Below are 14,067 nucleotides of genomic sequence, written 5' to 3' on the forward strand. Positions count from 1 at the left end.
CGTATTCATAAGTTTAGCGAGGATTAGCCCTGCTTTGCGGCATCGTCGGTGACGGTCACGGTCTTTTCCTTGAATTCGGTCATTCCGAAGCTGGTCATGAAGCTCACGTCGGCCGCATCCCTGCCGACCCCGATCTTAACGATGTCGTTCGCACTCGCCATGTCGGTCGCATCGACGAGATACCATGCGCCACCGCCCTCGGTCGTCGGATCCTGCAAAAAGACCTCTGCGACGGCGTGAAAGTCTGGCGGCTCGACACCGGGCGCGTAGCAACTCACGAAGCGCGCGGGGATGGCGGATGCACGGGCCAGCATGATCATCACGTGGGCATAGTCGCGACAGATGCCGCGTCGTTCGAGAAAGCTGTCCACTCCGGTCGTATTCGCGTCGCTAACGCCAGGCGTATATTTGAAGGTATCGCGCACCCATTCGTGCATGGCCACAATCTTCGCTCCGCCTTCGCGATCGCCGAACTTGTCGCTGACGAAGCCCTGCAGCTTGTCACCCTGACAATAGCGCGAATCGAACAGATATTTGACGGTTTCGCCAGGCAGATCATGCGTATCGAGCCGTTCGAGATCGCCGAGTTCGGTCAGGATACGGTTGAGTTCGACCTCCGCACTGTATTCGACGTCGAAGCGGCCCTGCGTGCGAACCCAGATACGCTCTCCGATATCGTCCTGCGCGCTGACACGGGCAATGTGCTCGGCATCACCGAGGTTGCAGGTTACGTTGCCCAGCGTCTGCTCCGGGATGGCAGCGGCCTCGAATTGGAGGAGGACGTCGGTCGGGTCCTCGGCTTCGAAAGCGAAGGACAGATCAATTTTGGTGGTCATGCTTGCCGAACGGGAGAGGCGGGCGAATGTTTCGCTGCGCCCCAGCTTTATTCGTTCGCCGGGACGAAGCCGAACAGATCGTGCGCGTCGGCGTCCTCGATCTCTGCGGTGACGAAGTCCCCGGCACTGAGGGAGGACGGGACGTTGCGAAAGAACACGCTGCCGTCGATCTCTGGCGCATCTGCCTGGCTGCGCCCCGTGGCACCGATGTCTCCGTCCTCGTCGGGTGCGCCGACCTCGTCGATGATGACGGGCAGTCGTCTCCCGATCTTTGCCTGAAGTTTAGCTGCGCTGATCCGTTCTGTCACTTCCATCAGCCGCGCGTATCGCTCTTCCTTCAAAGCCTCAGGCACCTGATCGGGCAGGTCATTTGCCTTCGCGCCGGCGACCGGTTCGAAGCGGAAAGCGCCGACCCGATCCAGTTGTGCTTCTTCCAGCCATTCTAGGAGATAGGCGAAGTCCGCTTCCGTCTCACCGGGGAAGCCGACGACGAATGATGAGCGAATGGCGATCTCAGGACAGATTGCCCGCCAGTTCTTCAGCCGTTCGAGCACCTTCGCCTCGTTGGCAGGACGCTTCATACGTCTGAGCACCGAAGGTGCCGCATGCTGGAAGGGAATGTCGAGATAGGGGGTCAGCAGACCGTCCGCCATCAGCGGAACGACAGCATCGACATGGGGGTAGGGATAGACGTAGTGCAAGCGCACCCAAGGCGTCTCGCCTGCAGGCGTGCGCAACTGCCCGAGTTCGCGGGCAAGATCGGTCATGTGCGCGCGCACTTCGCGCCCTTTCCATTCGCGCGGCTCGTGCCGCGTATCGACCCCATAGGCCGAGGTGTCCTGGCTGATGACGAGCAATTCCTTCGTCCCGGCGGCAACCAGCTTTTCCGCCTCGCGCAGGACCGCATCAACACGCCTGCTCACAAGCTTTCCGCGCAGGTCCGGGATGATGCAGAAGGCGCAGGAGTGATTGCAGCCCTCCGATATCTTCAGATAGCTGTAGTGACGCGGCGTCAGCTTGATATCCGCGATATCGCTCGCTTCCTCGCTGCGCTGGCGGCGCACGCCGGGCTGCGGCACGAGGTCGACATAGGGCCCCTGGCTCGGCGGTGCGTATTCGTGCACCGCTTCGACGACCTGCTCGTATTGATGTGCCCCAGTGACGGCCAGCACCTGGGGATGGGCAGCGCGGATGGCGTCGGCTTCCTCGCCCATGCAGCCGGTCACGATGACGCGACCATTTTCTGCGATCGCTTCGCCGATGGCGGCAAGGCTCTCTTCCTTGGCGGAATCAAGGAAGCCGCAAGTGTTGACCAGAACCACATCCGCACCCGCATAGTCGGAACTCATCGCATATCCGTCGGCCCGCAGACGCGTCAGGATACGCTCCGAATCCACCAGCGCTTTCGGACAGCCGAGCGAAACCATGCCGACCTTCTTCTGGTCGGGTAAAGTCGTAGCGTTATTCATGATTGCCCGCGCCCTTACACCTGTCGCAGCGCTTTCGCCAGAGGGCACGTACTTCTTGTAATTAGCGTGAGCGAGAGGCCGACCGCTCAGTCGTGACCGTCACCCTTGGTCGTGCCGTTCTTGGTCGGCACGATTTCGACCACGATGTCGCCCGGCTGCAGACTTTCGCAGGCTTCTTCCCAGAAACCGAGCGCTTCGCCATTGCGATAGACCCTGAGGCCGCGCCCGCCGGAATGAAGATTGTAGATAGAGCAGCCGCACTCTTCTTCGGTGACCTTGCGCTCCACCAGTTGCACGCGGCCCGCGACCGAGGCGAGGTCAGCCAGATAGTCGGCGATGTGCGCGCCCTTGGCGCTGCCAGCGAGCAGCAGGCCGGTGAAATGCACGGGGTTGATGACATTGTCCGCGCCTGCCTGCCGTGCCAGCAATTCATTGTCCGATGCACGCACGACCACGCTGATCGGGACGTTCGGCGCCAGATGCCTGACGGTCAGCACGATGAGAATGGAGGTATCGTCCCGGCCAGCGGAAACGAGGACGTTCTTCGCGCGATTGATCTGCACGGCCTCAAGCGTGTTGTCCCGCGTCGCGTCGGCGGCCATGATGTTGCAGCCAAGCTTTTCCGCTTCGATCAGCCGTTCTTCGATCGGATCGATGACGACGATACATTGCGGATCGGTGCCGCGCTCAATCAGTTCGGCGACGGATTCAGAGCCCGATACGCCGTAGCCGAGGACGACGATGTGGTCCGAAAGCTGTTCCTGTATGCGGGCCATGCGCCATTTCTCCCAGCTGCGCTTGATAATGAAATTGTAGGCCGTGCCGACGAAAATGAAGAACACGGCAAAACGGATCGGTGTGACGATCACCGCCTCGACGAGCCGCGCCCTGTCGGTCACGGGGGCAATATCGCCGAAACCGGTCGTGGTGACGGAAATCATGGTGAAGTAGATGACATCGAGGAAGCTGACTTCGCCATCGACACTGTCGACGAGACCGTTGCGATCCCACCAGTGGATCATCACGACGATGCCGAGCAGGAAGATCGCGATGCCGAGCCGGATACCGAGGTCGCCCCAGACGGGGATCTTCACGGCGCGGCGCAACGGCTTTGTCTGCTGCCACCGCGAGCGTGGGGCATTGTCCGTCTTGCCGATGACGTCCGGCTGTTTCCCGCGGCTCATTCGGACAGGCGTTCCGCGATGTTGCCGAGCGAGGAATGATGGGTCAGGTCGAGTTGCAACGGCGTGACCGAAATGTAGCCATCGTCGATCGCTTCGAGATCGGTGCCATGGTCGAGCGTATGCTCGATCGCATGCAGGCCGAACCAGAAATATCTGCGTCCGCGCGGGTCTTTGCCTTCCACTACGCTGCCGCGGGAATAGTCGTGAAAACCCTGCCGGCAGGCGCGCATTCCCTTCACCGCGTCTGCCGGGCGGGGCGGAAAGTTGATGTTGATGAGCGTTCGCTCGGGCAGGGGCGCGTCGATTAGCTTGTTGACGACTTTCGCTCCCCAATGGCGTGCCGCTTCGAACGGATCGTCCAGTGCGCCCGCCTCGTGCCGGTTCTCACCGGAATAGACTTGGCTGAGCGCAATCGCGCGGACCCCGGCCAGTGCACCCTCGATGGCTGCCGAAACCGTGCCGGAATAGGTGATGTCGTCGCCGAGGTTCGCCCCGCGATTGACCCCGGACAACACGAGATCGGGCGGTGCGTCCATCACTTCGCGAAGGCCCAGCATGACCGAATCGGTAGGCGTTCCGGTGACCGAAAAACGGCGCTCCCCATGCTGGCGCAAGCGGACGGGGTGGTTGAGGGTGAGCGAATGGCCGGCGCCCGACTGCTCTTCGGCCGGAGCGCAAATCCAGATGTCGTCGCTTAGCTGCGCCGCAATTTCCTCAAGGACGGCAAAACCGGGGGCGTGAATGCCGTCGTCATTTGTAAGCAGGATTCTCATGAGGTTCGCCGTTCTTGTATCGTCCGCACCGCGCCGTGCAAGCAGGCACTGCAATTCGCCGCGAGCCGGACAGCTCAGCCTTTGCCTGGTTCGAGCCGTTCGAGTCCGCCCATATAGCTCTGCAGTGCTTCAGGCACGCGCACGCTGCCGTCCTTTTGCTGATAGTTTTCGAGCACTGCGACCAGCGTTCGCCCGACTGCCAGACCCGAACCGTTCAGCGTATGGACGAACTCGGTTTTCTTCGCGCCTTCTGGGCGATAGCGCGCGTTCATGCGGCGCGCCTGGAAATCGCCGGTGCTGGAACAGGAACTGATTTCTCGATAAGCGCCCTGGCCGGGCAGCCAGACTTCCAGATCATAGGTCTTGCGCGCGCCGAACCCCATGTCCCCGGTGCACAGGAGCATCTTGCGGTACGGCAGTTCGAGCGCCTCCAGCACCTCTTCGGCGCAGCGCGTCATGCGTTCGTGCTCGGCCTCGCTGTCTTCGGGCCGCACGATGCTGACGAGTTCGCATTTCTCGAATTGATGCTGACGGATGAAGCCGCGCGTATCACGCCCGGCAGACCCCGCTTCGCTGCGGAAACACAGGGTGAGGGCGGTGAGACGGATCGGAAAGGACGCCTCGTCGATGATTTCGCCAGCTACCGAATAGGTGAGGCTGACTTCCGATGTCGGAATAAGCCAGCGCCGGTCCGTCGTCCGGAAGCTGTCCTCCGCAAACTTGGGCAGCTTGTCCGTACCGTACATGGCATCGTCGCCGACCAACACGGGCGGTGCACATTCGGTGTAGCCGTTCCTGCCGGTCTGGTGGTCGAGCATGAACTGTCCCAATGCCCGGTGCAGCCGTGCCATCTGTCCGCGAAGGAAGGTAAAGCGCGCACCTGAAATCTTCGTCCCGGTTTCGAAATCCATACCGAGCGCCGGTGCGAAATCGGCGTGCTCGCGAGGACTGAAGTCGAACTCGGGCAAGGTCCCCCAGCGCGTCACTTCGACATTGTCGCTCTCGTCCGCGCCTTCGGGCACGTCCTCCGCCGGAATATTCGGTAGACGGGCTAGCGTGTCGTCGAGTTCCTGCCCCAGTTCGCGCTCTTCTTCTTCCAGCGCAGGAAGGCTTTGCTTGATGTCGGCTACTTCGGCTTTGAGCGCTTCGGCTTTGTCAGTATCGCCCTTGCCCATGGCCTGACCGATTGCCTTGGACGCTTCGTTGCGACGACCCTGCAATTCCTGCATCCGCGTAGCGAGCGCGCGTCTTTTCGCATCGAGCGCAACGATTTCCTGCGCGGCGGCGGGCGCACCGCGACGGGCCAGCGCTCGGTCGAAAAGGTCCGGGTGTTCGCGAATGAAGCGGATATCGTGCATGGCCGTGCCCTATGCCTTCTGCGCCAGGCAAATGCCAGTAGCCAAAAGGGGACCGTTTCGCAGGATGTGCGTTTATGAGCATCCTTGCGATTGTGGCAGCAATGGCTAGGGGAAAATGCCCTAAGACCTTGAACTGTAAGGTGAGACTTATCCCTGAGCGCAAAAATCCGACCGTTCCGCCGCAACGAACGCCTTTCATCGGTGTTGCGGAAAAGGTCGTGAAGGCCGGGCGCGCCGTTGGTTTCGTCAAGCCTGTCCGCCTCGAACGGCGGGCGTTGATGGATGATGCGATCGCCGCGACGGGGCTGGAGGACTTCGGCTCTCGCTGGTTCGAAGGACCGATGGACGTCCTGCTCCACTCGGTTCGCGAAGAAGCCAAGCTCAATGTCGCGGGGGACTTCTCTGCCATGCAGCAGTTCCACAAGGTGCTGAAGGATCGGCTCTGGGCGCAGATGTGGTTCGCGCGGCATCCCGAAATTCTCTTGCGCCCGATTGCGCGTCCGGTCGTTATCGTCGGGCCCATGCGGTCGGGGACGACACGGTTGCACCGGCTTCTCGCCAGCGACCATCGTTTCAATCACCTGCGCAGTTTCGAGACCATCAGCCCGGTTCCGCGACCCGATTTCGAGGAAGTCCTCGCCGGAAAGAAGAAAGATTTTCGTCCGGTTCTCGCCGCGCGGATCATGAACGTCGCGCGCCTCGCCAATCCGCGCACCCTGTCGATCCACCCTACCGGCCCCTATGAGCCCGAGGAAGAGCTTGGCCTGCTCGTCAATTCGATGTGGGGCATGAAGCACGAGGCGCAGTGGCAGATACCGACCTATGGCCGGTGGTGCGAAAGCGAGGATGCGACGCCCGCCTATGAACAGATGGCCGACCTGCTTCGCCTGATCGGATGGTCGCAGCAGGCATCGAGCATCCGCCCATGGATCCTGAAGACGCCTCAGCACATGCTGGACCTCGACGCGCTGCTCAACGTGTTTCCCGATGCGCGGGTCATCTTCACCCATCGCGATCCCCATTCTGTCGTGGGCAGCGCGGCCTCGCTCGCGTGGAACCAGACGATTATCTATTCCGATCACGTCCGCCCCGACGTGCTGGGGCGCGAATGGCTCAGAAAGACTCGCGTTCAGATCGAGCGAATGCAGGCTGCACGAAAGCGGATACCCGCCAATCGCCTGATCGACGTTCATTATGAAGACGTCGACCGTGACTGGCGCGGGACGATGGATCGCATCTACGCTTTCCTGAACATGGATATCGAACCCGCGCTCGGCGGTATGGAGGATTTCCTCGAGCGATCCCGCGCGCTCAAACGCTTTCCCCATAACTATTCGCTCGAGGAGTTCGGCCTGACGCCCGCCATGGTGATGGACGAATTGGGCGATTACGTGCGCGATTTCGAAATCACGATGGAGCCACAGGTCGCCTGACCGTGACGCAATCGGTCGTCCATTTCATCGGTTTCCGGGACGACAGATACTGGAACGCGGTCAAGGTCTTCGGCCCGCCCGACTTCATTCACCGCAACTGGGACCGCTATGCGGCGCAGGACATTGCGCCGGGAGATACGGTCGTCTTCGCCGAGGGAGAGGCTTCGCGCCCGCCCAAGAGCTACACCGCAAAGCAGAAACCGCATTGAAACAGTCCCTTGCAATGCCATTGTCAGAGGAACCGCAAACCGGGAGCGTCGTTGGTCGGACAAAGGAGAATTGATATGATTGGCAAGTTGATCGGAGCTTTCGTCGGAGACAAGCTGGCGAAGCAAACCCGCGGCGTCGATGGTGCGACAGGAGCAGTTCTTGGCGTTGTAGCGACGACGGTGTTGCGGCGCCTGAGCCTGCCGGCGATGCTTGCTATCGGAGCGGGCGGCTATCTGGCGAAGAAATTCGCCGACGACGCGAAGAAAGCTGATAGCGGCACGTCGACCAAGACGAGCGGCGCCTCCACTACGACGACCGCGAAGACGATCTAGAATACATCTGGCGAATTTCGAGCGCGCGTGGGCGGCGGCTTGCGCGCGCTTTTTCGTTTGTTTCGCGTTGGCGGTTCTCGCTTAGTTGAGCACTGAGAAAATCGTCGCGAGCCATCCTGAGCTTGTCCTGTCGGGTTCGACCGGTTTTCCGCTCGCCGGGCATTCGAGGCAATAGGCCTGCATCCCCTTGCGACTTTGCAAGCGCGCGACATCGGCTAGCACTTGGTCCACCAGCGAGCCGTGACGTTCGCTCATCAGGGCCACGATATCGCGCGAACCCGAGCGTCGTGCCTCTGAATCGCCATCGAAGAAAATCTGGCGTAACAGCGTGTCATAGGTCGAAGCTTCGGTGCCAAGATAGCGCGGGTGCCAGTCTTCGCCCAGCGCCGCCTTTCTCGCTACCCAAGCAAGTGCATCTTCGAGCCCGCCATACTGGTCGACCAGTCTGATCTGGCGCGCCGTGCCGCCGTCCCAGACCCGACCTTGCGCAATCTCGTTGACCCGTGCAGGCGTCATGTTGCGCGCCGCTGCCACGCGAGAGATGAAGTCGCGATAGCCATCCTCGATACCAGCCTGAATGATCGCATCGGTCTCGGGATTGAAGCCTGCGACGAGGTCGGGTTGGCCGGAAAGGGGCGTCGTTCGAACTCCGTCAGCCGTCACGCCGTACTCGTTGGCAAGCTGTTCGAAAGTCGGAATGACGGTGAATATGCCGATGGAGCCGGTGATGGTCTCTGGCTCCGCGAAGATGCGGTCGCCGGGAGTGGAAACCCAGTATCCGCCGCTCGCCGCGACATTGGCCATCGAGACCGCAACCGGAATGCCGCGCGCCTTGTGGCGCAGGATCGCGCGGCGAATTTCCTCGCTGGCAAGGACGGAGCCGCCCGGCGAATCCACGCGCACGACGAGACCGGCGAGATTGTCGTCGAGGGCTTCATCGAGAATGTCGGAAATGCGTTCTCCGCCTGCCGTTCCGGGACCGGCTTCGCCATCGACGATCTCGCCCGCGATGGTGACTACTCCGATCGGGCGGCCGGAATTGACGACTTCGTTTTCGGCCAGCCACGGCCCGAGTTCGGAATGTGCAAAGGAATTGGGTCCGTCGATCCCTTCGCCGACCAAACCGGCGACATAGGTGTCGAACTCGTACCGGCTGCCGAGCTTGTCGACGAGCTTCGCATCCAGCGCGGCGCGCGCAATGTCGCCTTCAAACGCCTGAACCCATTCGGCGGGAGAATCTGCAACGCGGGCGACGTCCGCACCGGGCCGGGCCTTCGCAACATTCGCGCGCCACTCCTGCCACAGGGCGCCGTATAGCGCCTGCGCATCCTCGCGCGCTTCGGGCGACATCGAATTGCGCGTAAAGGGTTCGACCGCCGACTTGTAGGTTCCGACGCGATAGACGCGGGCATTGACGTTCAGCCGTTCCAGCAGGTCCGCATAGTAAAGGCGGTTGCCGCCGGGACCGGAAATGACCGCACCGCCCATCGGATCGAGCCAGATTTCGCTCGCATGGGAGGCCAGCATCAGGCCGTCATCAGCATAGGCGGTCGCGAAAGACAGAACCGGTTTGCCCGCCTGTCTTACCCGGTCGAGCGCGGCGCCGACTTCGCTTAGGTGAACTTGCCCGCCGCCAAGGAACGTGTCGAGGTCGAGAACGACCGCCTTGATCCGCTCGTCGTCGGCGGCCGCGTCGATTGCCCGGACGAGGTCGCGTGCCTGGTACTCGTTCACCGGTGCCTGCGTCGCGAGCAGCGCGGAGAGAGGGTCGATCAGCGAGGCTTCCTCGACGATCACGCCGTCGAGTTCGACGAGCAAAGCCCCTTCGCGAATCTGCGCGGGCGAGGGGCGCGCGGTAAGGATGGCGAACAGCGCCCAGAAAAACAGCAGCATGAAGACGAGAACGAGCGCGTCCTTCACGCCGACCAGCAGCCGCCATACCTTGCCTGCAAATGTCATCGAATGTCCCGTATCCCGGTCGTTTGGGTAATAGAATTTCGCTCAATCTAGGCGCTGGCGGAAAAAGGTCCACCGAAAGAATGTTTGCCGGGTGTGGCAAAGGTGCTCCGCTGTGTCTTGCCCGGCAGGCTCGACGGGCCTAGTGACGCATCTTTAATGACATCCGAAGGACCTTCCCCGCACGGCTGGCGCTATCCCGCCGGATCGCTCGCCTTTCCGCATCGCGACCTGCTCGCCATCGGCAAACTCGAGCGGCACGAAATCCTCTATCTGCTCGACGAGGCGGAACAGTGGGTCGATCTCAACCGGCGTGCCGCGAAGCAGAGCGAGGCGCTGTCGGGCCTCACCATCATCAATGCGTTCTTCGAGAACTCGACCCGCACGCTTCTCAGTTTCGAGATTGCGGGCAAGCGACTCGGCGCGGACGTCGTTAACATGCATGCCGCGCAATCGAGCGTGAAGAAGGGCGAGACCCTCATCGACACGGCGGTCACGCTGAACGCGATGCGGGCCGATGCCATCGTCATTCGCCACGGGTCGAGCGGCGCGGTCGAGCTGATTGCGAGCAAGGTCGATTGCCCGGTTCTCAATGCTGGTGACGGAACGCACGAGCACCCGACCCAGGCACTGCTCGATGCGCTGGCGCTGCGCCATGCACTCGACGGGCGGGGCGAGAGCGCGGACGATTTCACCGGGCTGACGGTGACGATCTGCGGCGATATCCTGCACAGCCGGGTCGCCCGCTCAAATCTCCTCTGTCTGCAGGCGCTCGGTGCGAGCGTCAGGTTATGCGCACCGCCCTCGCTCATGCCGCAGGGTATTGCGGAGATGGGGGCGGAGGTGTTCCACGATTTCGACGCGGCGCTGGCGGGATGCGACGTCGTCATGATGCTTCGTCTGCAAAGCGAGCGGATGAGCGGGCAGTTCATTCCCTCCGCCGCCGAATATCATCACCTTTACGGGCTTACGAAAGAGCGGCTCGACCGCGCCGCGCCGGACGCCCTCGTCATGCACCCCGGTCCCATGAACCGGGGGGTCGAGATCGACAGCGAAGTCGCCGACATGCTCGATCGTTCGATCATCACGCGGCAGGTGGAAATGGGCGTCGCGATCCGCATGGCGTGTCTCGATGTGCTGACGCGAAGCGCGCGCGGGGTCGAGGGCTGGGAGGCTGCCCGATGAAACAGGTGCGACCGCTCACCATCGTCAATGGCCGACTGGTCCTGCCCGACCGGGTCGAGCAGGGTGCGATCCGGCTGGTCGACGGAATGATCGAAGCGGTGGGCGACATCGCGCCGCGCGACGGCGACGAGACCGTCGATGCGCGGGGCAAGCTCATCGCTCCGGGTCTCGTCGATTGCGGCGTGTTCGCGGTGGACAAGCCCGCCTTCCACTTTGGCGGCATTACACGCGCCGCCCTGATGCCCGACCAGTCGCCGGTGCTGGACATCGCCTCGCGCATCAATTTCATCGCGAAGAGCGGCAAGCCCGATCTATGGGTGCATCCGCTTGCCGCTGCGACGCAGAACCTCGAGGGCCGCGAACTGGCGGAGATAGCCCTTATGCGCGACGCCGGGGCGCGGGCCATCGCGACCGGACGGCAATGGATTGCCGATAGCGGGGTGATGCTCCGCCTCCTGCAATATGCCGCGATGCTCGACATGGCGGTCATCACCCATGCCGAAGATGCTTCACTCGTCGGCGGAGCGGTTGCGACTGCGGGCGAGATGGCAACCCGTCTGGGCCTGCCGAGCGCACCTGCCGAAGCCGAAGCGCTCGCGATCGCGCGCGATATCGCGCTGGGAGAGATGGCGGGGGCGCGGCTGCATTTCCGGCAGGTCACCACCGCCGCCGGTATCGAACTCGTCGCCCGTGCGAAGGCGCGTGGCCTCAAGGTAACCGCCGGGGTGAGCCCGGCCTATTTCATGCTGTCCGACCTCGCGATCGCGGATTTCCGAAGCTTCGCTCGCCTCTCGCCGCCCTTGCGGAGCGAGAAGGATCGCCAGGCGGTCATCGCCGGGATTGCCGAGGGAACGATCGACCTCGTCACGAGCAGCCACGATCCGCGCGGTGCAGAGGACAAGCGCCTGCCGTTCGCCGATGCCGCCCCCGGAATGGCGGGTGCGGAAACCTTGTTGTCGACGACGCTGACGCTGGTGCGCGACGAGGTGATCGACATGGCCAGAGCCTTTTCTCTTATGGCCGCCGAACCCGCCCGGCTTCTCGGGCTCGATGCCGGAAAGCTCGAGGTCGGTCTCGCAGCCGACATCGCGATCGTCGATCCCGACAAGCCGTGGATCGTCGAAGGCAAGAGCATGGCCGCGAGCGCGGGGAACACGCCGTTCGACGGTCAACCGGCGCAGGGGCGCGTCGTTGCACTCTATAAGGGTGGGGTCCGCATCGGCGAGTAAGGAAGCGCGCGATGCGCTCCGTCAAACAAGTTAGCTTTGAAAAGAAAAACCCCTCCGCGGAAACAGGGTCCGGGAGGGGCTATAGGAAGCTTTGGGGTAATCCGCTTGCCAGTGAAGGAAAGCGGGAGAAGTAATCCTTACGCCCGACCTGTATAGACCGCAGACGTAAATGAATTCTTACTTACGAGTTGCGAGCCATCCGCATGACGCGCTCGATGGCGCCGGGCAGAGGACGGTCGGCTGCATAAGCGAAGCAGCCGTCGCCACTGTTGCGGATGGTCGAGCAGAGCGCTTCCGCGCTGCTCTCGGCGAGATCGGCAGCCGATACGCGATAGTACAGCTTGCCGCGGACCTTGGCCTTGGTGATGACCATCTGCTTGTCCTTCAGCGCGGCGTAGCGCGACTGGAATATCTTCCATGCCCGCTTGGCGTCGGCCTCGGTATAGAAGGAGCCGAGCTGTGCGAAGTGATCGCCTTCGTCGAGCTGTGCGAGTTGCGTCTTGCCGGCAGGGGCCAGGCGGCTCGACGGACGTGCCAGCGGCGCGGCTTCCGCAACGCGCGGAGCGGAGCGGGCGACCGAAGCGCTGGCGACCGGTGCCGCGACATTTGTCGGCTTGGCAGCAGCAGGAACGAAAGCGGGCTGCGGCTCCTCGACGAATTCGTTGTTCGCCAGCTCGACGTCGGTCAGCGGGGCGATGCCGGCTTCCTTGGTCTTGAACGAGGCTGGCATGCCTGCGAGCGCCGGCGGCAATTCCTCGTCCGGGTTGAACGGGACGAAGTCTTCGCCTGCGACTTCCGCGGCGAGTTGCGGGACGCTCGGATTGTTGTCGAGCGCCAGCATGACCGGACGACCTGGATCCTGCGGCGAAATCTCTACGCCGAGAAGCGTTGCGACGCGGGCGGTATGCGCGCCCGGCAGCGTGTGATGCGCCCATTCGGTCATGCGCGCGCCGAGTTCGTCGGCGGGAACGTCATGCGCCGCCATCAGGCGGGCATCGCGCCAGTCGCCATTAAGCGCGAACGCATAGGCGAGGTTCTGGCGGACCTTTGCGGTATCCTCGCCATTGCGCAGCGCATTGCCGAGAACGTGCACGCCGCGGCCCGGTTCACCGGCCAGCGCGTAGGCAAGGCCCAAATCGGCAGGATCGATCGTATCCTGCCAATCCTTGAGCAGGACGAGGGCATCCTCGCCACGCCCGGCGGCGGTCATGGCGAGCGCGCGGCTGACGATCACGCGGGCGTCGGTCGAGCCGAGTTCCATCGCTTCCGCAAAAGCGGTCTCGGCGGAGATGAAGCGGCCATCCTCAAGATAGGCGGCACCCAGCATGACGCGGTGCGAGACGTTGCGCGGTTCGGCAAGAACGGCGGCTTCCGCGTGGCGGATCGCCTGGCTCGTCTTGCCCGCTTCCAGCTTGTCCTGCGCCTTGGCGGCGGACACGCGCGCTTCGGGCGCAACGCCGCCGGCGCAACCGGCCAGCGCCGTGGATGCGAGTGCGGTCGAAAGAGCGAGACCGATGATCTTCTTGCGATTGTTGGTGTGCGACATGGTGGGTCCCCCGTCCTTTTCCTTCGAAATTCTATTTGCGTTTCATGCCGGCGGCGAGTTCGTCGAGCCCCGGCAGCCGTGCGAGCGCCGCGTCGAGCGCGTCGGTCACGATCTGCTGAGCGCTCTCGTCGAGCATGGTGCTCGCCAGCCGCAGCTTGAGATGCCGCTGCGCATCGAGGCGCAGGGTGAATGCGGCGCGCTTCCCGGCATTCGCGGAATTCTTGACGTTCGCCTTCGCTGCGCCACGGCGCAATTCGCGCGTCAGTTCGGCTTGCTGGTCGTGGACCGGGCTGCCGAGATCCTGCGCAATGACGTGATCGTTCAGCGAGATGACTTCGCCCATCCTGCGCGTCTGGGGCTGGGCCTGGATTTCCTCGTCCTCGCCCATGTCGTTCCAGCCGAGATCCTCGAGGCGCTCGGCGCTGAACATTGCGGACGGGTCGATCGCCGCCATCTGCGAACGCATGGCCGGCTTGGCGCCGCCCTTGTTGGCGAGCAACTTGGGCGACAAGGATGCGTAACCTGCTTCGGACATGACGTCTCCCCTACGCGATCG

The 14,067-nt window shown here is 62.8% G+C and carries 13 protein-coding genes; 5 read left to right on the forward strand and 8 right to left on the reverse strand.

Annotated features, from left to right (window positions below):
• Positions 1–23: 23 nt before the first annotated feature.
• The 5 genes from GRI38_RS00720 to serS all read right to left on the reverse strand — a co-directional run bounded on the left by GRI38_RS00720 (position 24) and on the right by serS (position 5,620).
• Positions 24–836 carry a transglutaminase-like domain-containing protein gene (locus tag GRI38_RS00720; protein WP_160681113.1) on the reverse strand — a complete coding sequence of 271 codons (813 nt, stop codon included), beginning with the start codon at positions 834–836 and terminating at the stop codon, positions 24–26.
• Positions 837–883: 47 nt separating this feature from the next.
• Positions 884–2,305 carry a 30S ribosomal protein S12 methylthiotransferase RimO gene (gene rimO, locus GRI38_RS00725; protein ID WP_160681114.1) on the reverse strand — a complete coding sequence of 474 codons (1,422 nt, stop codon included), beginning with the start codon at positions 2,303–2,305 and terminating at the stop codon, positions 884–886.
• Positions 2,306–2,391: 86 nt separating this feature from the next.
• A complete protein-coding gene (locus GRI38_RS00730; protein WP_160681115.1) occupies positions 2,392–3,489 on the reverse strand; it encodes a potassium channel family protein in 1,098 nt (365 codons plus the stop codon).
• Complete coding sequence (gene surE, locus GRI38_RS00735) at positions 3,486–4,262, reverse strand: 5'/3'-nucleotidase SurE (RefSeq protein ID WP_160681116.1); 777 nt, start codon at positions 4,260–4,262, stop codon at positions 3,486–3,488. The genes GRI38_RS00730 and surE overlap by 4 nt, the downstream gene beginning before the upstream one ends.
• Positions 4,263–4,336: 74 nt before the next feature.
• Positions 4,337–5,620, reverse strand: a complete 1,284-nt coding sequence (gene serS / locus GRI38_RS00740) for a serine--tRNA ligase (protein WP_160681117.1) — start codon at positions 5,618–5,620, stop codon at positions 4,337–4,339.
• 140 nt (positions 5,621–5,760) lie between these two features.
• On the opposite strand from serS, the gene GRI38_RS00745 reads away from it, so the two are divergent.
• The 3 genes from GRI38_RS00745 to GRI38_RS00755 all read left to right on the forward strand — a co-directional run bounded on the left by GRI38_RS00745 (position 5,761) and on the right by GRI38_RS00755 (position 7,595).
• Positions 5,761–7,053: a sulfotransferase family protein gene (locus GRI38_RS00745; RefSeq protein WP_337191210.1), complete on the forward strand. Its 1,293-nt coding sequence runs from the start codon at positions 5,761–5,763 to the stop codon at positions 7,051–7,053.
• 2 nt (positions 7,054–7,055) lie between these two features.
• Positions 7,056–7,262, forward strand: coding sequence for a hypothetical protein (locus tag GRI38_RS00750; protein ID WP_160681119.1), 207 nt, complete (start codon positions 7,056–7,058; stop codon positions 7,260–7,262).
• A 75-nt stretch (positions 7,263–7,337) separates the two neighbouring features.
• Entirely contained in the window at positions 7,338–7,595 is a 258-nt protein-coding gene (locus GRI38_RS00755) for a hypothetical protein (RefSeq protein WP_160681120.1), read from the forward strand.
• A gap of 81 nt (positions 7,596–7,676) precedes the next feature.
• On the opposite strand, the gene sppA is transcribed toward GRI38_RS00755, so the two are convergent.
• Positions 7,677–9,554, reverse strand: coding sequence for a signal peptide peptidase SppA (gene sppA / locus GRI38_RS00760; RefSeq protein WP_160681121.1), 1,878 nt, complete (start codon positions 9,552–9,554; stop codon positions 7,677–7,679).
• Between the two features lie 156 nt (positions 9,555–9,710).
• Here sppA and GRI38_RS00765 point away from each other — a divergent pair, with 156 nt between their 5' ends.
• Together GRI38_RS00765 and GRI38_RS00770 are read left to right on the forward strand one after the other, a co-directional pair.
• Positions 9,711–10,736 (forward strand): aspartate carbamoyltransferase catalytic subunit, encoded by a 1,026-nt coding sequence (locus tag GRI38_RS00765; RefSeq protein ID WP_160681122.1) that lies wholly within the window; start codon positions 9,711–9,713, stop codon positions 10,734–10,736.
• The gene (locus GRI38_RS00770; protein ID WP_160681123.1) at positions 10,733–11,965 is read left to right on the forward strand and encodes a dihydroorotase; all 1,233 of its coding nucleotides are present in this window, start codon (positions 10,733–10,735) and stop codon (positions 11,963–11,965) included. Before GRI38_RS00765 ends, GRI38_RS00770 begins: the two co-directional genes overlap by 4 nt.
• 181 nt (positions 11,966–12,146) lie before the next feature.
• Here GRI38_RS00770 and GRI38_RS00775 read toward each other — a convergent pair whose 3' ends face one another.
• Together GRI38_RS00775 and GRI38_RS00780 are read right to left on the reverse strand one after the other, a co-directional pair.
• The gene (locus GRI38_RS00775; RefSeq protein WP_160681124.1) at positions 12,147–13,511 is read right to left on the reverse strand and encodes an SPOR domain-containing protein; all 1,365 of its coding nucleotides are present in this window, start codon (positions 13,509–13,511) and stop codon (positions 12,147–12,149) included.
• Positions 13,512–13,542: 31 nt separating this feature from the next.
• Positions 13,543–14,046, reverse strand: a complete 504-nt coding sequence (locus GRI38_RS00780) for a hypothetical protein (protein WP_160681125.1) — start codon at positions 14,044–14,046, stop codon at positions 13,543–13,545.
• Positions 14,047–14,067 lie beyond the last annotated feature (21 nt).

The organism is Parapontixanthobacter aurantiacus, assembly GCF_009827635.1.
Lineage (GTDB): Bacteria > Pseudomonadota > Alphaproteobacteria > Sphingomonadales > Sphingomonadaceae > Parapontixanthobacter > Parapontixanthobacter aurantiacus.